This is a genomic window from Sphingobium sp. WCS2017Hpa-17 (assembly GCF_031843765.1).
Classification (GTDB): domain Bacteria; phylum Pseudomonadota; class Alphaproteobacteria; order Sphingomonadales; family Sphingomonadaceae; genus Sphingobium.
Genome location: NZ_JAVTIV010000001.1, coordinates 440,274 through 459,589, shown reverse-complemented (window position 1 = coordinate 459,589; position 19,316 = coordinate 440,274). Strand labels below are relative to the sequence as shown.

Annotated in this window: 25 protein-coding genes and 1 tRNA gene; 17 read left to right on the top strand and 9 right to left on the bottom strand. The window is 61.0% G+C overall.

Features of this window, described 5'->3' with window-relative positions:
• Positions 1–16 precede the first annotated feature (16 nt).
• The 6 genes from RQH62_RS02150 to RQH62_RS02125 form a co-directional block, all read right to left on the bottom strand.
• Positions 17–640 carry an AAA family ATPase gene (locus tag RQH62_RS02150; protein ID WP_311267088.1) on the bottom strand — a complete coding sequence of 208 codons (624 nt, stop codon included), beginning with the start codon at positions 638–640 and terminating at the stop codon, positions 17–19.
• Positions 637–852, bottom strand: coding sequence for a hypothetical protein (locus tag RQH62_RS02145; protein WP_311267087.1), 216 nt, complete (start codon positions 850–852; stop codon positions 637–639). Before RQH62_RS02145 ends, RQH62_RS02150 begins: the two co-directional genes overlap by 4 nt.
• A gap of 56 nt (positions 853–908) precedes the next feature.
• Positions 909–2,951, bottom strand: coding sequence for a S9 family peptidase (locus tag RQH62_RS02140; protein WP_311267086.1), 2,043 nt, complete (start codon positions 2,949–2,951; stop codon positions 909–911).
• Between the two features lie 96 nt (positions 2,952–3,047).
• Positions 3,048–3,530: a DUF2497 domain-containing protein gene (locus tag RQH62_RS02135; protein ID WP_311267085.1), complete on the bottom strand. Its 483-nt coding sequence runs from the start codon at positions 3,528–3,530 to the stop codon at positions 3,048–3,050.
• A gap of 70 nt (positions 3,531–3,600) precedes the next feature.
• The gene (locus RQH62_RS02130; RefSeq protein ID WP_311267084.1) at positions 3,601–5,091 is read right to left on the bottom strand and encodes a TolC family outer membrane protein; all 1,491 of its coding nucleotides are present in this window, start codon (positions 5,089–5,091) and stop codon (positions 3,601–3,603) included.
• A 20-nt stretch (positions 5,092–5,111) separates the two neighbouring features.
• The gene (locus RQH62_RS02125) at positions 5,112–5,744 is read right to left on the bottom strand and encodes a protein-L-isoaspartate O-methyltransferase (protein WP_311267083.1); all 633 of its coding nucleotides are present in this window, start codon (positions 5,742–5,744) and stop codon (positions 5,112–5,114) included.
• 734 nt (positions 5,745–6,478) lie between these two features.
• Here RQH62_RS02125 and RQH62_RS02120 point away from each other — a divergent pair.
• From RQH62_RS02120 to RQH62_RS02085, 8 genes are all read left to right on the top strand, one after another.
• Positions 6,479–6,922 (top strand): hypothetical protein, encoded by a 444-nt coding sequence (locus RQH62_RS02120; protein WP_311267082.1) that lies wholly within the window; start codon positions 6,479–6,481, stop codon positions 6,920–6,922.
• A gap of 20 nt (positions 6,923–6,942) precedes the next feature.
• Positions 6,943–7,122 (top strand): hypothetical protein, encoded by a 180-nt coding sequence (locus tag RQH62_RS02115; protein WP_311267081.1) that lies wholly within the window; start codon positions 6,943–6,945, stop codon positions 7,120–7,122.
• 174 nt (positions 7,123–7,296) lie between these two features.
• A complete protein-coding gene (locus RQH62_RS02110; protein ID WP_311267080.1) occupies positions 7,297–7,509 on the top strand; it encodes a helix-turn-helix domain-containing protein in 213 nt (70 codons plus the stop codon).
• A gap of 150 nt (positions 7,510–7,659) precedes the next feature.
• On the top strand, positions 7,660–9,711 hold the full coding sequence (locus RQH62_RS02105) for a prohead protease/major capsid protein fusion protein (protein WP_311267079.1): 2,052 nt from the start codon (positions 7,660–7,662) through the stop codon (positions 9,709–9,711).
• 190 nt (positions 9,712–9,901) lie between these two features.
• Entirely contained in the window at positions 9,902–10,537 is a 636-nt protein-coding gene (locus RQH62_RS02100) for a hypothetical protein (protein WP_311267078.1), read from the top strand.
• Positions 10,518–10,883, top strand: coding sequence for a Rha family transcriptional regulator (locus RQH62_RS02095; RefSeq protein ID WP_311267077.1), 366 nt, complete (start codon positions 10,518–10,520; stop codon positions 10,881–10,883). Before RQH62_RS02100 ends, RQH62_RS02095 begins: the two co-directional genes overlap by 20 nt.
• A gap of 27 nt (positions 10,884–10,910) precedes the next feature.
• The gene (locus RQH62_RS02090; RefSeq protein ID WP_311267076.1) at positions 10,911–11,612 is read left to right on the top strand and encodes a DUF433 domain-containing protein; all 702 of its coding nucleotides are present in this window, start codon (positions 10,911–10,913) and stop codon (positions 11,610–11,612) included.
• Positions 11,609–12,001 (top strand): hypothetical protein, encoded by a 393-nt coding sequence (locus tag RQH62_RS02085; protein ID WP_311267075.1) that lies wholly within the window; start codon positions 11,609–11,611, stop codon positions 11,999–12,001. Before RQH62_RS02090 ends, RQH62_RS02085 begins: the two co-directional genes overlap by 4 nt.
• 6 nt (positions 12,002–12,007) lie before the next feature.
• Here the strand turns inward: RQH62_RS02085 and RQH62_RS02080 are convergent, their stop codons facing one another.
• Positions 12,008–12,844, bottom strand: coding sequence for a hypothetical protein (locus RQH62_RS02080; RefSeq protein WP_311267074.1), 837 nt, complete (start codon positions 12,842–12,844; stop codon positions 12,008–12,010).
• Between the two features lie 40 nt (positions 12,845–12,884).
• Positions 12,885–13,112: a hypothetical protein gene (locus RQH62_RS02075; protein WP_311267073.1), complete on the bottom strand. Its 228-nt coding sequence runs from the start codon at positions 13,110–13,112 to the stop codon at positions 12,885–12,887.
• A gap of 82 nt (positions 13,113–13,194) precedes the next feature.
• Here RQH62_RS02075 and RQH62_RS02070 point away from each other — a divergent pair, with 82 nt between their 5' ends.
• From RQH62_RS02070 to RQH62_RS02030, 9 genes are all read left to right on the top strand, one after another.
• Entirely contained in the window at positions 13,195–13,647 is a 453-nt protein-coding gene (locus RQH62_RS02070; protein ID WP_311267072.1) for a hypothetical protein, read from the top strand.
• Positions 13,648–13,961: 314 nt separating this feature from the next.
• Positions 13,962–14,255: a hypothetical protein gene (locus tag RQH62_RS02065; protein WP_311267071.1), complete on the top strand. Its 294-nt coding sequence runs from the start codon at positions 13,962–13,964 to the stop codon at positions 14,253–14,255.
• Entirely contained in the window at positions 14,252–14,938 is a 687-nt protein-coding gene (locus tag RQH62_RS02060; protein WP_311267070.1) for a hypothetical protein, read from the top strand. The genes RQH62_RS02065 and RQH62_RS02060 overlap by 4 nt, the downstream gene beginning before the upstream one ends.
• Positions 14,938–15,195 carry a hypothetical protein gene (locus RQH62_RS02055; RefSeq protein ID WP_311267069.1) on the top strand — a complete coding sequence of 86 codons (258 nt, stop codon included), beginning with the start codon at positions 14,938–14,940 and terminating at the stop codon, positions 15,193–15,195. Before RQH62_RS02060 ends, RQH62_RS02055 begins: the two co-directional genes overlap by 1 nt.
• Positions 15,176–16,204 carry a tyrosine-type recombinase/integrase gene (locus tag RQH62_RS02050; RefSeq protein WP_311267068.1) on the top strand — a complete coding sequence of 343 codons (1,029 nt, stop codon included), beginning with the start codon at positions 15,176–15,178 and terminating at the stop codon, positions 16,202–16,204. Before RQH62_RS02055 ends, RQH62_RS02050 begins: the two co-directional genes overlap by 20 nt.
• Positions 16,205–16,298: 94 nt before the next feature.
• Positions 16,299–16,372 (top strand) — tRNA-Cys (locus RQH62_RS02045).
• Positions 16,373–16,450: 78 nt separating this feature from the next.
• Complete coding sequence (locus RQH62_RS02040) at positions 16,451–17,125, top strand: glutathione S-transferase family protein (protein ID WP_311267067.1); 675 nt, start codon at positions 16,451–16,453, stop codon at positions 17,123–17,125.
• A gap of 4 nt (positions 17,126–17,129) precedes the next feature.
• Entirely contained in the window at positions 17,130–17,780 is a 651-nt protein-coding gene (locus RQH62_RS02035; protein WP_311267066.1) for a hypothetical protein, read from the top strand.
• 99 nt (positions 17,781–17,879) lie between these two features.
• Positions 17,880–18,725, top strand: a complete 846-nt coding sequence (locus tag RQH62_RS02030; RefSeq protein WP_311267065.1) for a sulfite exporter TauE/SafE family protein — start codon at positions 17,880–17,882, stop codon at positions 18,723–18,725.
• 79 nt (positions 18,726–18,804) lie between these two features.
• On the opposite strand, the gene ndk is transcribed toward RQH62_RS02030, so the two are convergent.
• Positions 18,805–19,227, bottom strand: a complete 423-nt coding sequence (gene ndk, locus RQH62_RS02025) for a nucleoside-diphosphate kinase (RefSeq protein WP_093010670.1) — start codon at positions 19,225–19,227, stop codon at positions 18,805–18,807.
• Between the last annotated feature and the right edge of the window lie 89 nt (positions 19,228–19,316).

The window sequence follows — 19,316 nt, the reverse complement described above, 5'->3', positions numbered from 1 at the left end:
CCGCAATCCGGTGACGCTATATGTCGCCATCCAGCATCGCCGGCGGCAAAAGCGCTTTCAGCAATTCGGGAATGGCATCGGACTTCACCCGAACCTTGCCATCGCCCTTTTGCGCCACCAGTTCCAATTCTGCGCCGCTATTATCGTACACCCACGCCCTGTCCGACTGATAGAAGAACCATTCAAGCTGCTCAAACGATCGGGTGCGGCGCAGCCTGACCTTGTCGGCCGGAACATCATGCCCGCCCTTTGCCACGCGATGCCTGATGCGGTTCAGCTGTTCTTCAACGCTGTCCACGAACACATAGATCAGACGGACCTCGAAATCGTGGCTTCGGGCCATTTCGACCAGCCGCCGATATTTGCTGCTGGACAGGACTGTCTCGACGCCGATCGTCTGATGCACCCTGATCGAAGCATCCAGCCATGCCTCTATGCGCTGCACCGCCGCCAGATTGGCATCGAGCAAGGGCAGGCTTTCGGTTTCCTGCAATCGAACAGTCAGAAGATCGGGATTGATAATCCAGACCGACCCGTCGAATCCGACGAGGTCGTTACGGCCATAAACGGTGCTTTTGCCCGATCCATTAGGGCCAGCAACGATCCACAATCGTGGACGCGCCGTGCCCTTGTTGATCAACTATCCTTCTCGATCGCCCGGTTTTCCTTGCGAGCGCGCCGCACATTCGCCTGGAAGGACGCCGTCAGATCAGCGCTGAAACTTGGGCTGTCAGCGTCTATGACGCGCAGCTTCACGACCTGCCCATCCTTTCGCACGATGCGAAATTTGGGCTTGCTGGGCTTCCCTGTTTCCAGAGGGCCATCGACCAGTTCGATGAGTTGCGTCGCCATATCGCCAATATAACCATTGCTCCGGGGAAGTGGAAGAGGCTCGCCGCCTCAATCCCTCATTTCCCCGTCCACTTGTCCAGCCAGCCCAGCGCCTCGCCATACCATTGCAGCGAGTTTTTCGGCTTCAGCACCCAGTGATTCTCATCCGGGAACACCAGCAGCTTGGACGCGATGTCCCGCCGCTGGAGCGCAGTGAATGCGGCCAGTCCCTGCGTGTAGGGGATGCGGAAATCCTTCTCGCCCGTCACCACCAGCATCGGCGTCTTCCACGCGGCGACATGGTTGACCGGGTTCCATTTCTCGAACTCTTCGGGCTTTTCATAATAGGGGCCGCCATGCTCCCACTCGTCGAACCACAGCTCCTCGGTTTCATAGGCCATGGCGCGGGCGTCGAAGACGCCGTCATGCTGGACGATGCATTTGAACCCTTCGGCCCACTGCCCCTCGATCCAGTTCATCATGTAGCCGCCATAGCTGGCGCCCAACGCGCAGGCATTGGTCGCGTTGACCTCCGCATCCTTCGCCGCAGCCGCCGCCAGCCCCAACTTCAGGTCTTCGAGCGGCTTGCCGCCCCAATCCTTGTTGATGGCATCGGTGAAGGCCTGCCCATAGCCGGTGCTCCCATGGAAATCGACGATCACCGCCGCATAGCCATGCGCCGCGAACGCCTTGGGATTCCAACGATAGGACCAGCTGTCGTTAAAGCTGCCCTGCGGCCCGCCATGCACCAGAAAGGCGACCGGCAGCTTGTTCACCGTGCCGCTGGCGGACGGGTTGAGCGGCTTCACGATCTGCCCCCACACCGTATCGCCATTGGCGCCCTTGAAGCTGAACCGCTCAATCGACACATCATCAACGTCCGCCAGCTTGGCCGCGTTTACGTCGGTCAGGCGGACAGGCTTCCCCTTGGCAGGCATCTTCCAGAAATCAGCCGGCGACTGGATGCTGTCCAGCGCATAGATGAAGCCACCCTGCGGCAGCGGCACGACGCTGCCGGCATGGCCCTTCTGCGTCAGGCGCACCACCTTGCCCGACGCGGCATCGACCCGGAACACCGGATTGTCGAGCACGTCATTGGCGGTGACCAGCAGCCCCTTGCCATTGGCTTCCCAGGCGATCGACGCGACCGACCGGTCCCATGCGTCCGTCAGCGCCTTCGTCTCACCGGTCGCGATGTTACGCAACATCAGCACTTGCCGGTCGGCTTCATAGCCCGGCCGCTTCATCGCGACATAGGCCAGCCATTGCCCGTCGGGCGACACGGTCGGCAGCGTATCGGTGGCCTCATTCGCCTTGGTCAGGTTGGCCGGCGCCGCGCTGCCATCGGCCGGCACGGAAAAGATGTCGAGATTGGTCGACAACGGCTCGATCCGGCCGGCTTCACGCAAGGCGAAGAACAAAGTCTTGCCATCCCTGCCCCAGGCGCTTTCCTCCGCACCGCCAAAGGGCTTGGATGGGCTGTCGCCAACCAGCCCGTCCATCACCGATACGGCAGGGCCGCCGGCGACCGGCATCACGAAAATCTGCGACCTTTGCCCGTCCGACCACGTATCCCAATGGCGCACGAACAGCTGGTCGTAGACGCGGCCCGACCCCGCCTCCCTGGGCGCGTCCGCCTTCACATCGCCGATCGTCTTCGCGCCCGCCGGCCGATCGGCCCACAGTGCGACCTTGCTGCCATCGGGGCTGAGCAGGAAACCGTTGATGCCGCCCGGCGCCTTGCTGATCTGCACCGCTTCGCCGCCGCTCAGCGCCACGCGCCACAGCTGGTCATCGCCGCTGGCGTTGGACTGGAAATAGAGCGCCGACCCATCGGGCGAGAAGACGGGCGACGCCTCATTCTTGTCGGGCTTCGACGCGATCAGCTTCGGTGCCTGCCCGACCTTGCTGATATCCAGCAGATAGAGGTCCGTCCGCCCCTTGTTCGCGGCCAGATCGGTGCTGCGCAGCTGATAGGCCAGCCATTTGCCGTCCGGCGACACGGTCGGTGCGCCGATCCGATCCAATCCCACCATGTCGGCGGGCGTAAACGGACGCGCCAAGGCCGGCGCGGTGGCCAGAGCCATCGCGCCGACGGCTGCGAGCAAAAATCTCTTCATGGAAAACCACCCTTGGATCGGATAGGCGGCGCATGATCGGCGCCGTCAGGATGCCAAGGGTCTAGGCCGCCGCGAAAGCGACCGCAAGAACGCGAATCAGCGCCCGGTGATGCGCGCGATTTCCTTCGCCACCATCTCTTCGACCATCGAAGGCAGGCGCGTGTCGAGCCATTCCTTCAACATGGGCTTGAGCATGGCGCGGACCAGCCCTTCCAGCGTATTGTCGCCGCCATCCTTGGGCGTGACCAGCATGGAGGACAGGGCAGAGAGCGAATGACGCGCGGCGACTTCGCTTTCCACCGACAGGATCGAATCGTCCGTCTCGGCGGCGTTGGCGGTCTTGGGCGTGGCTTTGGGGGCAGGCACGGCTTCCTCCTCCGCAATTTCGTCGGTCAGTTCCAGCACTTCTTCGACGACGGGTTCGATATAGACCGGTTCCACCGGCGCGGGCGCAGCCTTCGCCTCGGCCCGCATACGGCGGGGTGCGGCCTGAACCGCTTCCTCGCCCTCTTCGGCGATGATCCGCTTGATGGAGGAGAGTATCTCTTCCATCGAGGGTTCCTTGGTCATGTCACCCATGGATAGTCCCCGTCCAACCCGCATTGCGCATCCTTAACCGTTAAAATTACCCAGCCGGGTTAACAAGCGGTTAAGGCTGCCGTGTAGCCGGTGCGACATTGGCGTTTTGCGCAGACGTGTCAACGGTCCGCGTGGCGACCGGCACCGGCTTGCCGTCGAAGCTCCAGTCCAGCCACTTGCCCTTCACCCGTTCATAATTGACCATCGGGTCATAGAGCGTGCCGCTGTCCAGGCCCAGGTCGCCCGCTTCGGCATGGCCCATCGCCGCCAAAACGCTGAAACCGGCGACATAGGCGTTGCGCTGTGCCGTCACCAGCAGCACCTTGGCATTGAGCGCTTCCTGCTCGGCATTGAGGATATCGAGGATGGTGCGGCTGCCGACGCTATTTTCCGCACGCACGCCTTCCAGCGACAGGTTCGCGGCCTCGACTGCCTTCTGATTCGATTCGATGCTCTCCAGCGACGCTTGCCAGCTGGCATAGGCGGCGCGCGTCTGGGAAATGACGCCGCGCTCCACCTCGATCTCCCGCTCGATCGCCTGCGATTCGAGCGCCTGATTCTGGCGCACCTGCGCAGCCGGTCGACCGCCCTGATAGAGCGGAATGCTGAGTTGCACGCCTGCGGCGGCCTGCTTGTTGATCTGCGGCCCTTCCACTGCATTGCCCTGCGCATCCTGCGCAGTGCCGCCCAGCGTGTGCAGATAATTGGTATAGCCCGCCTGGGTGAAGCCGGTGACGGTCGGCAAGCGCCCTGCCCGCGCCACCTTTACATCATAGCCCGCCGCGATCCGGCTCTGCTTGGCCGCCAAAATGTCGGGATTGTCGTTGAGCGCGACCTGCACCGCGATCTGCGGCGTCGCGGGAAGCCCCGGCAAGGCCGGCGGCGTATCCAGCGTGTCGGGCGCCTCACCCACCAGCGCCAGATAATTTTCACGGCTCGTCACCAGATTGGCCTCGGCCGTCTGCAAATCGGACCGCGCGATCGCGAGGCGCGACTGCGACTGCGCCACGTCGGTGCGCGTCAGGTCGCCAACCTCGAACCGGTCGTTAGTCGCCTGAAGATTGACCTCAAGCGCCTTCACATTGGACTGGTTGAGCGACAGCACCGCATTGTCGCGGATCACATCCATATAGGCCGCGACCACCTGCGAAAAGATGCTGGCCTCGGTCCCGCGCAGATTGGCCTGTCCGGCTTCGACCCGGACCTTGGCTGCCTTCACCCCGTTGCGCACCGCGCCACCGGAATAGATGGGGACGTTGAGCGACGCCTGCGCATTCACCGTCCGCTGCGGCGAGGTGAAGCTGATCGTCGGCTTGAGGACGCTTTCGGAGAAGCTGCCGGTGACATCCGCATTGGGACGGCCTGCCGCCTTCTGGATCGGCACATTCTCATCCGTCGCGCGCTGACCGGCGCGCGCGCCGGTCAGTGTCGGGTTGGACACATAAGCCTTCGCCAGTGCACCCTGTAATGTTTCGGCCTGCGCCGAAACCGTGAGGGCGGAAGACAGCAACAACAAAGCAGCCGCGGCATGATGCCGATAAAATTTGCGCTTCGCCGTCATCTATCCCCGCCCATCATCTTTCAGAATTCAAAAGCCTTGGGTGCGCCGAACCCCGGCAACACCACCATTTCGATATCGACCAGGCTGTTCAGGCCCAGTACTCCGGCAACTACCCGGCCGCTGCTCAGGCGCGTGACGCCGCGATCCGCGACGCCCGTTACCACACGGGCGTCCTCGGCAAGCTGCTGAACGAGCGTTGCGGGGACTTCCTCCACCGCGCCGTCGATGAAAAGCACATCATAAGGCGCACCGCTGGCGGCGCCGTCCTTCAGCGCGCCACGCACAATGGTCGCACCGGCAACCGCGATCTCCGGGCTGCCCTCTTCCTCGACCGCCGTCACCTGCGCGCCCAGTTCGACCAGTAGCGCGGCGGCATAGCCGGTCGCGGCGCCGATCAGCAGCACCTTGTCACCCGGCGCGATCTGCGCCTCGGTCAGCAGCCGGCCGGTCACCAGCGGCGGGTTCAGCGCACGGCCGCCCGTCAGCGGGATCGGCCGGTCGATATAGGCCATGGCCCGACGCTCGGCGGGCACGAATTCCTCGCGCGGCACCTTGGCCATCGCGGCGATCACGCGCTGGTCGTCCACGTCGCTGGTGCGCAACTGGCTCTCGACCATGGCGGTCCGCATCGAAGAATAAGTCTGCTCGGTCACGATCATTTCTCGCTTGATCCAGTGGGCTTGGCACAACTGTATTGGCAATGCAATACACTAAGCATGTCATCGGACCTCTAAATCAGCGGACGGCCTGCGCCAAGCGGCTTTGCGCGCCATGGCCCAAGATTCTTGATGCTTGCGCGACGATTCTTCACAGTTACGGGACAGTGGCCGCTTGACTTTGCATTCAAAGCCGCACATCTGCGGCGTCCCACGCCGAGGCCCGATGGCGGAGTGGTGACGCAGAGGACTGCAAATCATCACCGAATCGGCGGATTTCTGCGATAGTTCGCAGAATTGCAGCGAATTTCACCTTACTGAATATCAATAGGTTAGCAGGCGACTGCGAACTCTATGCGCGTTCACTTAGGCGAATTGCCCTCGAGTCGCCGCGGCCGCGCGTACTCCCCCTGCCCCCCGCTTTTGATGCCAATCCAACTGGATTGCCTTTGATCCTCCCTCACTCCCACCCTTGGGCTTTGCGAGGGAGGATAGAAAGCCTTGGGAGCCGCAGAAAACCGGGCTTGAGGGAGGATGGGAGCGTGCGGGAGGGAAAACCGTGAAAGTCCACACGTACGCACACATGCGTGGGCACATGCGCGCGGGCACGCGCGCGTAGGAACTATACTTTTCCCTCCCACGCTCCCGTTTCGATAGAAAATGGCAGAAAACCTTACTTCTATCCTCCCATATATCCCTCCCATTCTAGGGAAGAAGAAATGAAAGCTCCCATGAAAGGACCGCAGTATCTGTTTGAAGGGCTGTTGCTGGCTGGCACGCCATCGGACACCTTCGGTGATTTCTACCGCGACCATGTCCGCTACAGCCCGGACGGCCGCCTTCCTGCGGACCAGTTGAAGGCGGCTTATGAGGCGTGGGCTGATGAGCGCGATCTGGCGACCAGTTCGCCGCGCACCATCCGGACGTTCATGGAAGCGAATGGTCATCGCCATTCCAAGTCCAGCACGATCTTCTATCGCGACGCGATGCTGGGCGACTTTGTAGGCCAGCCTGTGCCAGCCCGCTCCTTGCCGGTTGCCAACGGTCGCAAGGTTCGCGACGCGGTAAGCGTCACGCTGGACGATCTCGATCAGATCATCACCGAGTTGCAGGGCATGCGATCGAGGATGGCACGGATCAAAGCATCACTAACTCTGAAAGGTGGCAGATCATGAGTAACGAACGGCGATTGACGATGACGCTGATCCAGTCGGCAATCTGCGGAACCGATCATCCGGCAAGTGCGGTGATCGTCCTCATGTCGGCCGCCGCGTCGATCCTCGCGCAACAGTTTGGAGAGGACGAGGCCGGCGCGCTGATGCTGAGCATGGTCGGCGAGGCGCGTGCCGAGTGGACGAAGCAGCATGCCAACTGATCGGGTGCGGCAAGACGGCCGACCCCCGCCCCCTTTGGGTCCTTACCCGGTCGGTGGGGCATGTGCAGTCTTACTCCGCGCAGGGTTTTACGGTTCAAGAGGTGGTTTCCTTTTTGAACCCTGTGAACTGAACTAGTTCAATGGCTTAAACTCACATCGGAATGTGGTGGCGACATGGTTGATGGTTTGATGGATGGATATAACGAGGCATCTGCGGCGGTGTATCTGGGCCTGTCGGCGCGCACGCTGCGCCGATATCGGTTGATGGGCAGGATCGGTCATCATCGTTCGCCCGGCGGACGTATCAGCTATACCCTCGACCAACTGATCGACTTTCAACTGTCGACCCGCGTAGCGCCATCGAGCAACGGCGCGGCGGCCGCATGATCGTGGGAGGAAGCAGGAGGGTCGCCTAGCGCTGGCGCGCTAGAAGGATCGAAGTGTGGCCGCGATACTGTATCCTTTGGCCACACATGACCGCCTATGGCCGCACAACGGAAATGTTCAGTCCTATCGCCCGCACCGAATATGCGGGCCATGCCACAGACAGCCCCCACCCGCACCGAACGCCGCGTCATGGCCGAGCCGCGAAGTCGCGACGTCGATCTTACGCCTGGCACCTGGAACGCCGAAGCTCGCACGGTCGAAGTCGTCTGGACGACTGGATCGCGGGGCGCTCGCTTCGACTGGGACAGCGGAGAGGCTGTCGATGAGGAGTTGGATACCAGTCCCAACGCCGTCCGGCTCGACAGGCTGAATAGTGGCGCTCCGGTGCTGGATGCGCACCGGCGCGGATCGGTCGGCACCCAAATCGGCGTCGTCCTGCCCGGCAGCGCTCGTATGCAGGGGGGACGGGGGATTGCCACAGTTCGCCTTTCGGATCGGCAGGAACTCGCGTCGATCGTCTCCGACATCGGCGCAGGCATCATCCGCAACCTTTCGGTCGGTTACACCGTCCATGCCTATGAAGTGATCCGGCAAGCCGGCCAGCGCCCGATTTACCGGGCCGTCGATTGGGAGCCGTTTGAAATCAGCTTCCTGCCTGTGGGCTTCGACGCACAAGCCCAAGTCCGCGCCGCGCCTGGCGCGGCTCCATGCACCCTCCTCTACCCTTCCAACCAGGAGCTTTCCACCATGCCACGCTCGTCTCAGCGCAACCTGTCCGGCCTAGGCGGCGGGCAACATGACGATAACAGCCAAGCCGATGCTGGCGTGCCCGACGCAGGAAGCATCCCCGGCGTCGGTCGCATTCGCGAATTCGTCAACCTAGCGGCCGATAGCGGGCATGTGTCCCGTGAAGATTGCAACGGCATCATCATCGACATTGCCGAGCGTGGTCTTAACGAGGGGCAGATGCGCGACACCATCTTGCAGATTTCCGCTGCGCGCCAGCGAGCATCGACGAGTGGCATTTCGAGCATCGGCGGCACCGATCTTATCCAGCGTTGGGGCGGCGGCGGTGCCACCTATGACAATCCTGATTTTCATGCCCGCGCGATCGAGGACGCAATCTATGCTCGCATGAGCGGCCGCACGCCGACCGATCATGCCCGCGCCTTCATGCACATGTCTCTTGTCCAGATCGCCGGTCAGGTGGCCGAGCGCGCCGGCGTGCGGGGCGTGCAGGGCATGGCACCGGGCGACATCCTTAACAATGCGGCCTGGAGTCGTTCGCGCGGCTTGGACGCTGGCACGCGATCCTTCAGCGTCGGCTACCACACCACAAGCGACTTCCCCGACCTTTTGACAGGCGCCGGCCAGCGCTTCCTGATGGATATGTTCGAAGCGGCGGCATCGCCGTTGAAAACATTGGGTCACAAGCGGCAGGCTCGCGACTTTCGCGATATCAGCGGCCTCCAGCTTTCTGGCTTCGGCACATTGCCGGAAGTGCTTGAGGCGGGAGAGATCAAATCCGACACCTTCAAGTCGCGCAAGGAAACCTACCGGGTCAAGACCTTCGCCAAGATGTTTTCCCTCAGCCGGCAAGCAATCATCAACGATGATTTGAACGCCTTCAGCAATCCGATCCGGGTGATGTCCAAAGCTTCGGCCGAAACGGAGGCCAGCCTGTTGGCCGACCTTATCAACAACAATCCGGTGATGGGCGACGGCAAGGCGCTTTTCCACGCCGACCACGCCAATCTTGCGGGCACCGGGGATTTGCCGAGCATTGCATCGCTGAGCGCTGGCCGGCTGGCCATGCGCAGCCAGAAGGACTTGGATGGTATCACTCCGATCGCGGCCGTGCCGAGATACATCCTATCCAGCCCGGCCAATGAAACCGTCATCGAGCAAATGATCGCAACGTCTCTCAACCCGAGCCAAGTCGGCGAAACCAATCCTTTCGCGGGCAAACTCGTGCCTTTGGTCGATCCGCGCCTAGACGCGCTGCCATGGTATCTCTTCGCGGATCCTCTGAGCGCGCCCGTGATCGAATATGCCTATCTGGAAGGCCAAGAGGGGCCACGCGTGGAAATGCAGGATGGATGGACGACGCTTGGCACATCGTTCCGCGTGTACATGGATTTCGGCGCTGGCCTGGTGGACCATCGGGGCGGTTATAAAAATCCGGGCGCGGCGCCGGGCTGAGAAGCGAAGGGCGGATAATTCGGCGGTCGGGGCCGCTCTGGGCAGCATTCGTATCGGCCTCCTCACACCCCTACCGCCAGCCTCCAAGCATCACGGGAAGCGAAGAGCGGATAGTTTGGCGGGAGGGGCCGCTCTGGGTCGGTTCTGGCCCTCCTCACCCCTCCCGCTCGCTTTCGACTAGGAGCACCATATGTCCCTGTTCAGCTTCCTGCGCGCCTGCGCCATTGGCTTCGCGGTTGCAACCGTTGCGGCGGCCACGCCTGCTGCCGCCGATCCGATAACGGTCGCGGTCTTTGGCACGGCGTTTGCTCATACTTTTGCCGGGGCCGTGGTTTCCTTCATCATTTCGACTGCAATCAGCCCCGGCGCGATGTTCACAAGCGCGATCGAAGTCGGCGGCTTATCTAGTGGTCCGCCGCGCATGAATGCCATCACGCCGATTGGAAAAGGGGGGCGCTCCATAGGTCCGTTCATGATCGCGCGGACGACCGGCGATTGTATGGGCGACGCGGTGGGCGACATGACGTATATGCTGATCGACAAGCGGCTGACGATCCGGCGCAACGACCTGGTGACCATATCGCTACGCAGCGGCCCGATGGCCGGCGCCGTCATCACCAAGCGATTTGTGGAAGCATATGCCGGCATCGTCGGCGTAGCGCAGTTGACGCCCCGCATGCGCCTCGATTTCGAGGCTCAGGAGATCGAATGGGCTTACCGGGTGCGTGCCATATCATCCTCGCTCATCGGCGCGCTGTGGCTGATGTTGATTGCCACCTTCAGGCCGCGCAGCCTCAATGAGCGCCTTGCCGCAGAATCTGTCTGATATGCCGGCGGATGATCGCCCGCCGTTGGAAAGCCAGCACTGGTTGGACAGCCGCGACCTGGCGAAGCGCTTCGGCCGGCGGCACCATAATATTCTCGCCTCGATCGATGCGATCTCGGCGCAATGTCCAGAGGCGGCCGGGCACATTCGCTTTTCGTCGCATCAGGTAACGGCCGGCATGGGGGGCAGACGCAGCGTTCGGCACGCTCTGGTCGATCGGGTGGGCTTTACCTTGCTAGCAATCACGCTTGGCACGACGCAGCGGCATACTGTGTTCGAACTATTGATGACGTTCGAGGATGCTCCCGCACGATCCGATCCCTGTCCCAATTTCGGGATGGCGTAGCTTCAGCTATCTGCTTAAAGCATCCGCATGACGCAGGCAGGTTATGGCATCGGCATCTACACCGCGCCTGAAGCGGCGAGGATGGTAGGCATGGGCGCACAGACGTTGCGCCGCTGGGTGCAGGGCTATGCGCATAAGGGCAAGGACGACAAGCCCCAGCACGAGCCTGCCCTTTGGACCCCGCAATATGACCCGGACGCCGCCGACGCCGTGCTGCTGGGCTTCCGCGACCTGATCGAGGCGCGAATCGTCTATGCTTTGCGGAAGAAGCGGATAGGCCTGCCGACGATCCGCGTCTGCATGGAGCGGGCGAAGGAAATAGTCGGGCAGGAACGCCCCTTCTCCACGTCGCAGTTCAAGACCGATGGCAAGAACATCTTCCTTGAAATCACCCGCGATCTGGACGAGCCGGAACTGATCGACCTGAAGCATAAACAGGGCGTGTTCCGCCGCGTCGTAGAACCCAGCCTTGCCGATCTCGACTTCGGCGCGGATGGTGCAAAGCGTTGGTGGCTTCTCCATGGCCGCAAGACCATAGTCGCAGATCCTGAGCGCTCTTTCGGACAGCCAATCATAGCCGATCATGGCATCGCTACCGCAACCATAGCGCAAGCCCTGAAGGCGGAAGGGTCGATCGACAAAGTTGCCCGCCTCTATGAGATCAAGCCGCGCCTGGTGAAAGACGCTATAGCCTATGAGGCGCAAATCACGCAGCTCAAGGCCGCGTGAAGCTGCTGGTCGACAACAACCTGCCCCCTCGCCTCGGCCGAGGCCTAGCCGCGCTGTTCGAGGGGGAGCATCAAGTCGTCCATATCAAAGATAAGTTTGGAACCGGAAGCCTATCCGACGCAGACTGGATCGAGCGACTGGGCAAAGAAGGTGGCTGGTGCGTGCTGTCTGCCGATCGGCGCATCGCGAAGCAGAGGCCGTCGCGGGAACTGTTCCTACGCGCTGGGTTAGTCGGCTTCTTCACCCTGCCTACGGTCATGAAACTGCCGTTTAACGAGCAGACCGCCCGCATTCTGACCATGTGGCCCGCAATGACCATCATTTCGGAGACGATCGCTCAGGGCTGTTTCGAGCTACCCATTAAAGGCCGACTTCGCCAAATGGCATGACATTGCTCATTTACTAATGGAAAAAGTCATTATTAGTGGAATCATAATGACGGTAAAAATCCCGATTATTAGAGCAGCCCTAGCAGAACGAGATTTTTTCGAGAAACCGAAGTCGAACTGACAAAATGGGAAAGCCCTCCTAGCGTATTTCACGACTGGAAAAGATGCAGCCACACCTAAGCCAGCCACGATACCAATAATGCTTGCCAGTCCTGAAAAAGCATCGTCGCTCATTACCGGCTTATATTTCATCAGAATACGAGCGTATATCAAAACGAAAGAAATTGCAGCCGCAGCGCTAAGAACACGACCAAACCACTTAGTGTGTAGAAAAGGATAAGCAGGAACCGCCGCCTTAATTAGTGGCCGGATGCGTCCGCTGATGTTTTCCACCAAAGACCGATCGCCGTGGATATTGATAGAACAGGTTTCGCTACCATTATCAAACTTTACGCTAGCGTAAGTGTTACCCCACTCACCTATAGCTAATTCAATATTTTTAACAAAACCTGGCTCTATCTCAGCTATATCACACACACCTTGGAATTCGGACAGTTCAAAACTGCGTCCCCCTTCATACTTCAAAGTAGCTTTCGGCGAACTATACCGTTTTATTTCTTCAAAGGCTTTTCTCATAGCCCACTTGCGATCTTCAGAAACGCTTTCTGCTTCAAAATCTGCGGGCGTTAGGGAGCGGATATCCTCAACAGACAAATTATTTTGAGCAGCAATCACATCTTCCTGATGAGAGCGTATTTCGGAAAGTACGTGCTCTATGGATGATATGACTTGCCGGTCTACCAAGATGGGGTGGCTGATTTCGATCGACTCTTTCGTCTTCAAGCGGCATCCGATCACTGTGACGAGCGATAGTTAGGAACAGTTAACCCAATTTTCCGTCCGCAAGCCACTGGGAAAATTCATCGCCGTTGATGGCAGTATCAACAAGGTAGCGAATGGCTTCCGGGCGCGAGAATTTCTGTTCCTGCGCCCCTATCCATTTATCCAACGCGGCAAGCTGTTCGGGTTGCAAACGGACCTGAATGGGTGTGCCAACACCAGTGGGTTTTGGACCCCGTTTCTTTGGTTGCACAGTTTCTTGACCAGCCATAGAAATCCTGATACCAGAGTTTCGAGCCGGAGGGAAGTTGGAGCTTCCCGTCCGGCTCTAACCATCGACACGGAGTGTACCCATGTCTCAGGCTGATGCCGCCCGTATCACGGGCGATCCCATTGTTGTAGGCGGTAAATCCGCTTCCTCTACCGTTTCCCGTCGTGCTGCCTTAACAGCCGTCATGCTGACCGGCTTCGCACCGATCGCACTGGCGCTTCCGATCGCATCCCCGCCCGCCGATCATGCATTCTGGGCCGATCACCGCCGTTGGACCGCGATCGACCAAGAATGGCAGGCCGCGCTTGATGCCACCGCAGGGGATGGTGAAGCACAGGAATCGACCTTCGATCGCTATGCATCCCTTGAGCTGGCGGCGCGCCAGGCCGTGCTATTGCGGCCGGTGACGACGGCAGCGGCATTGCTGGCGAAGTTGACGATGGTGGATGCGGCGGTCGACATCGACACCGGCGACGACGACTATCCCGATTTCTGGGCCTGCCTGGTGCGTGACGTGATGGGGATGGCAGCGTGAGTGGCGCGCTATCCCGCCGTGCGGCCATCGCAGCGCTCGCCGCCGTGCCGGCACTCGCCGCTGCGTCGACCGCCATCAATACATCGTCAGACGGCTGGACGGCAGCGCTGCGCCGATACCGGAAGGCGCAGGCGGCGTATGAAGCCCATTTGGCGACGGTCTGGAACCCGTTGCAGGAGCGGCTTGATGCAATGTGCCCACAGCCTCCTTCCTCGGTCACATGCGAGCCCAGGCCCGGTGTGCGAAGCACCTTCACCTATAATTCTAGACGACCCGACGCATGGATGTGGGAACCACGGCTGGAGTGCCGCCAGATGGGTGAAAAGCTCAGTGGAGAATGGGCAGCATGGTTAAAACGATATGAGGCCGCCGAGAATGAGCTGGGCGCGGCCAGTGTCCATGCTGAAGATATTCGGCTGTTCGATGAAGCGATGGCGGCCAAGGACAGCTTAATGCTGATGGCCGCACCGGATGCCGCCGCAGTCCTTACAAAACTCGAAATCATGTGGGACAACCCATATGAAGAACGGCAGGAAGAGAATGAACGGCTGATCCGCCGCGACCTTCGCGCCATCGCTGACCTTGCTGGATCAAGGCGAGCGGCATGATTGCGGGAGCGTCACAGCGTGTGGGAGGATGGATCGCTATCCTGCCCAACGGGCAGGACGGAGACGAATACTCGCAATCTGTTGACCTTAAAACAGGTTTAAGCTATTCAGCGGTCAACACTTTGGAGATCGCCATGCCGTCCATTAGCTTTGTATGCCCAGATGTTGACGAGCCGACCCAAACGGCAGAGGCGACCTCGAAGATATTGGCGACGCCACGGCCGACGATCATCGGTTGGATCAACCGATATTCATGGTTGGGCATCCCGCAGGTCATTCCCGGCACTACCCGCCGCTTTAGCATGATCGATCTGGGGATGTTGGCCATCATGCGGCAGACCTTATCGGCGCGCATTCCTGCGGAGGCGCTGACGGAGGTAGATGGCCTGCCGGACCATATCCGCTCGCTCTATTTGGAATTGAAGTCCAAGGCGACGATGGATGGCGGGGTTCCTCACATGCCCATGCCTGACCAACCTGTCTATTTGCGGGTGCAAGATTTCATGTCGGGAACGGTCACGGCAATGCAAATGGATCGCGAAGCCATTGATGGCGCGCGGGCGCAGTTGATGGACTTGGCAGGCTATCCCGTGCCTATAATCATCCTGCCTATGGACGCAGCTATCAGAAACGCTTGGCAGCGCATGTTGCGGCTGCGGGCCGGGCTAAGTCTGGACGACTGATGGCGACCCGCGCAGCTCTTCCTGAATGGCCTCGGCTGATGGACGCTGAAATGGCGGCCGCTTATTTCGGATTGAGCGCCGGCACATTTCGCGCGCTCGGCATCCAGAGCCGGAGCATAGGTCGCCGGGTAGTCTGGGATCGCGTCGACCTCGATCGCTATGCGGATCGACTTTCCGGCCAGCCTCTTACCGCGCTAGATCGGGCCGCAGAGGCGTCCGAAGTCGAACGTAATTTCCTTGAGCGACGACGTGGTTAAGTCGAAGCTCAAATACACCTATCTGGCAAAGGGCAGGTACTGGCGGTTCCGTCACACGCCAACGGTGGGTGATGTGCCCTTGCCCGGCACGCCCGGCGATCCGGAGTTTCATGCGCGTTATTCAGAGCTACTTAAGCGCGTGACCGCGACGCCAAAAGCAGCGCCCGCACAGTCGTCGTTTGCCTGGCTAGTGGGTCGATACCGGAAAAGCCCTGAATTTGCGATGCTGAAACCCAGCACGCGTGACGATTACGAAATCTCGCTTAACGTCATTGTCGAAGAGCTGGGCGACCAGCCTTATGCCTTCACCACAAGGAAGATGCTGAAGGCCGTCCGCGATGGCTACCGCGATACGCCGAGAAAAGCCGACAAGCTCAAGGCCATGATGAGCCGCCTCTACAGCTGGGCCGACGAAGAAGAGCATGTGCCGGAAGGGTTCAATCCGGCCGCCGGCCTGAAGAAACTTCGCAAGAAGCCTGAGCCATATGTCCCATGGTCCGACGAAGAGATTGATTTGCTACTGGCGAACGCACCTCAGCATGTCGTCACGCCCGTCATGCTCGCGGTCTATACCGGACAGCGGGCGTCGGATGTAGTCGCTACGACCTGGACCCAGTTCAAAGGCTCCACGATTCGGGTAAAGCAGGAGAAGACGGGCGAACCGCTTGATATTGCCTGCCATCCGAAGCTCCGCAGCTATCTGGAAAGCCTTCGCGCGGCCGATCGCAAGGGCGTTGTAATGGCGACGAGCGCGGAGGATCGCGCATATACGCCAAATTCGCTCTCTCAGGCCCTCACACGCGCCATAAGGCAGATTGATGAAATGCCGCACCGAACGATGCACGGCTTGCGCTACGCCGCCGCTGCGCGGCTGGAAGAGGCCGGATGCACGGTTGCGGAGATTGCCGCAATCATCGGCCACCGCACGTACCAGATGGCCATGAAGTATATCGCCCAGCGGAAAGCTGCACAGCGCGCTATCGCGAAATTGGAGGCGCAGGGTTCATGATTGCGAACTCGCTTGAAAAAAGTGCGAACTTTTCTGTTCTCGCCGTTGACGACCTACAAAAAGTCGTGCAATTGCGCCGCCTCCACGCGATCGAGGCCCGATGGCGGAGTGGTGACGCAGAGGACTGCAAATCCTTGCACGCCGGTTCGATTCCGGCTCGGGCCTCCACATTTTGCCCTTTGGCAAAGTTCAGGCGCTGGACCTTCCTTCTCGACTTGCTGCGCTTCTGCCGTCTAAGAAGACGGCATGATGAAGCTGTTCATTGGCAACAAGGCCTATTCGAGCTGGTCGCTACGCGGCTGGCTAGCCTGCAAATTGTCCGCCCTCCCGTTCGAGGAGGTGGTCGTCCCCCTCTATGACGAAGCATGGGAAAAGCGGCGCGAGGGCGACGAGTTCGCGCCCTCCTCCGGCAAGGTGCCGATCCTGTGGGACGGCGACGATGTCGTCGTGTGGGACAGCCTGGCCATCGTCGAATATCTCAATGAAAAGACCAGCGACGACCTGTTCTGGCCGACCGATCCTGCCGCGCGCGCCATGGCCCGGTCCATGGCCGCCGAAATGCACAGCAGCTTCGCCGCGCTGCGCCGCGAGCACAGCATGAACATCCGGCAAATCTATCCCGCCGTCCCGCCGTCCGATGCGGTGATGCAGGATCTCGCCCGCCTGATGCAGCTTTGGGCGCAGGCCCGCGCGCGCCATGGTGGCGAAGGTGATTTCCTATTCGGCCAGTTCGGTGCCGTGGACGTGATGTTCGCGCCCGTCGTTACCCGCCTCATCACCTACCAACTGCCCGTCGCCCGCTTTGCCGAGGCGTATATGCGCGCCATCATCGCCCATCCCTGGATGCAGGAATGGATCGGCGGCGCCCAGGCGGAAGATTGGGTGATCGACCGGTTCGAAGTCCCGCCGCAGACGGTGTGAAGTCATGAGCGACACACCCGAAACGCCGAAAGAAACACGCGCGGCCGAAGCCGCTGCGATTCGTCGTCGCTGGATAACGCTGGGCGAAGTGCTGGCGGTGCTGGCAGTATCCATTTCCGCCCTTACCCTTTATCTCAACTGGGCGGACAAGAAGGATGAGCGCGCGGACAAGGCTGCGGAACGGGCGGCCGAAAGTCGCAAAGCGTCCAGCCGCGCCGCCGCGCTGGTGCTGAATGCCGAATCGGTAAAGGGTGACCGGATCGCGCTCAAGCCTACCGACCCCGACCAGGTGATCCAAAGCCAGACCATCCTCTTCCCCCGCGCGCTTGGCATCGCGCCGGTCGACACCACCGGCGATCCGCGGATCGAGGCCGGCTGGTTCGACAGCGCGCTCAAGAAGGCACGGGCCAAGGCGAAACTGCCCGACGACAGCGTGGGCGACGAACGATTGCCGGTGGTCATCACCACCCGCTTCGTGGTGGCCGGCGACGCGCATGAGAATGTCACCCTCTACGACATCGGCTATGGCATCAAGGGTGGCTGGATCGCGGGACATAGCCTGGCGCTGCGCGGCCTGTCGCGTGTCGAACCGGTCAAGGCCGGCACCGCGCAGGCAATGGCCGATGCCCGCTGGGCCCGTCTCACCAAAAGCTGAAGTTCACGCCCTGAAACCCGAAACCCGCTTGTGTTACGCCCGTGAAACGGGTGGAAGGCAAGGCGCAGGGTTGCACATAATAAGGATAAGACGGGCGCCATGAGCCTGATGGGATCTATCGACCTCTTCCATGCCGTGGCCGGCTTGCTGGTCGGCGTGCTGGTGGGGGTGACCGGCGTCGGCGGCGGATCGCTGATGACGCCGCTGCTGGTGCTGATGTTCGGCGTCAGCGCCAAGACCGCCGTGGGCACCGACCTGCTGTTCGCCGCCCTGACAAAGATCGTGGGGTCCGCCGTCCATGGCAAGCGCGACACGATCGAATGGCCGATCGTCCGGCGCATGGCGGCAGGCAGCGTGCCGGCCGCGCTCGTCACACTGCTGGTGCTTGGCTGGATCGGCGATGTGGGCAAGTCGACCGAACATATCATCCTGCTCTCGCTTGCTTCGCTGCTGGCGGTGACATCGGTGGCAGTGATCGGGCGCAAATGGCTGTTCCGCCATCGTAGCGACCTCGGCGCTACCCATTCGGCCGGCACCACCCTCTATGGCACAACGATACTCGGTGCACTGATCGGCGTGGCCGTCTCGCTATCGTCGGTCGGCGCCGGCGCGATCGGCGTGACGGTGCTGCTGGTGCTCTATCCCCGCCTGCCGGTCGCCCGTATCGTCGGCTCCGACATTGCCCATGCCGTGCCGCTGGCGCTGATTGCCGGCACCGGCCACTGGCTGATGGGCGACGTCAACGGCGTGCTGCTGATGAACCTGCTGATCGGCTCGATCCCCGGCGTGATCGTGGGCAGTTATCTGTCGTCCCATGCGCCCGACAAGGTGCTGCAACCACTGCTGGCCGCCGTGCTGGCGGTGTCGTCCTGGCAGTTGTTCGTGAAGGCGCGCACGCCGGAGACACCCAAGGTCGAAGCGCCGGCGCAGGTCCAACCGCACTGACGAGTGGGACCAAAAGAAAAAGCCCGGCCGCTCCATGGGAGCGCCGGGCCTTTTTGGGTCCGTAAAGGACTGCCGGGGATTAGCCGACGATTTCTTCGGGCTTGAAGAAATAGGCGATCTCGATCGCGGCATTTTCTTCGCTGTCCGAACCGTGGACCGAATTGGCTTCGATCGATTCGGCCAGTTCCTTGCGGATGGTGCCGGCGTCGGCATTGGCAGGGTTGGTGGCGCCCATGATGTCGCGGTTGCGCTTCACGGCATCTTCACCTTCCAGAACCTGGACGACGACCGGGCCGGAAATCATGAAGGCGACCAGATCGGCGAAGAAGGGGCGTTCCTTGTGAACGGCGTAGAAGCCTTCGGCCTGTTCGCGGCTCATGCGGATGCGCTTGGAAGCGACGATGCGCAGACCGGCTTCCTCCAGCATCTTGGCGACCGCGCCGGTCAGGTTGCGACGGGTTGCGTCGGGCTTGATGATCGAGAAAGTGCGCGTGACGGCCATGGCCCTCGAAACTCCAGATTGTTGGGAATAAAGTTGCGCGCCCTTTAGACGCGGCCGGGCCGGGCCGCAAGAGGCTTAACCTTGACGGC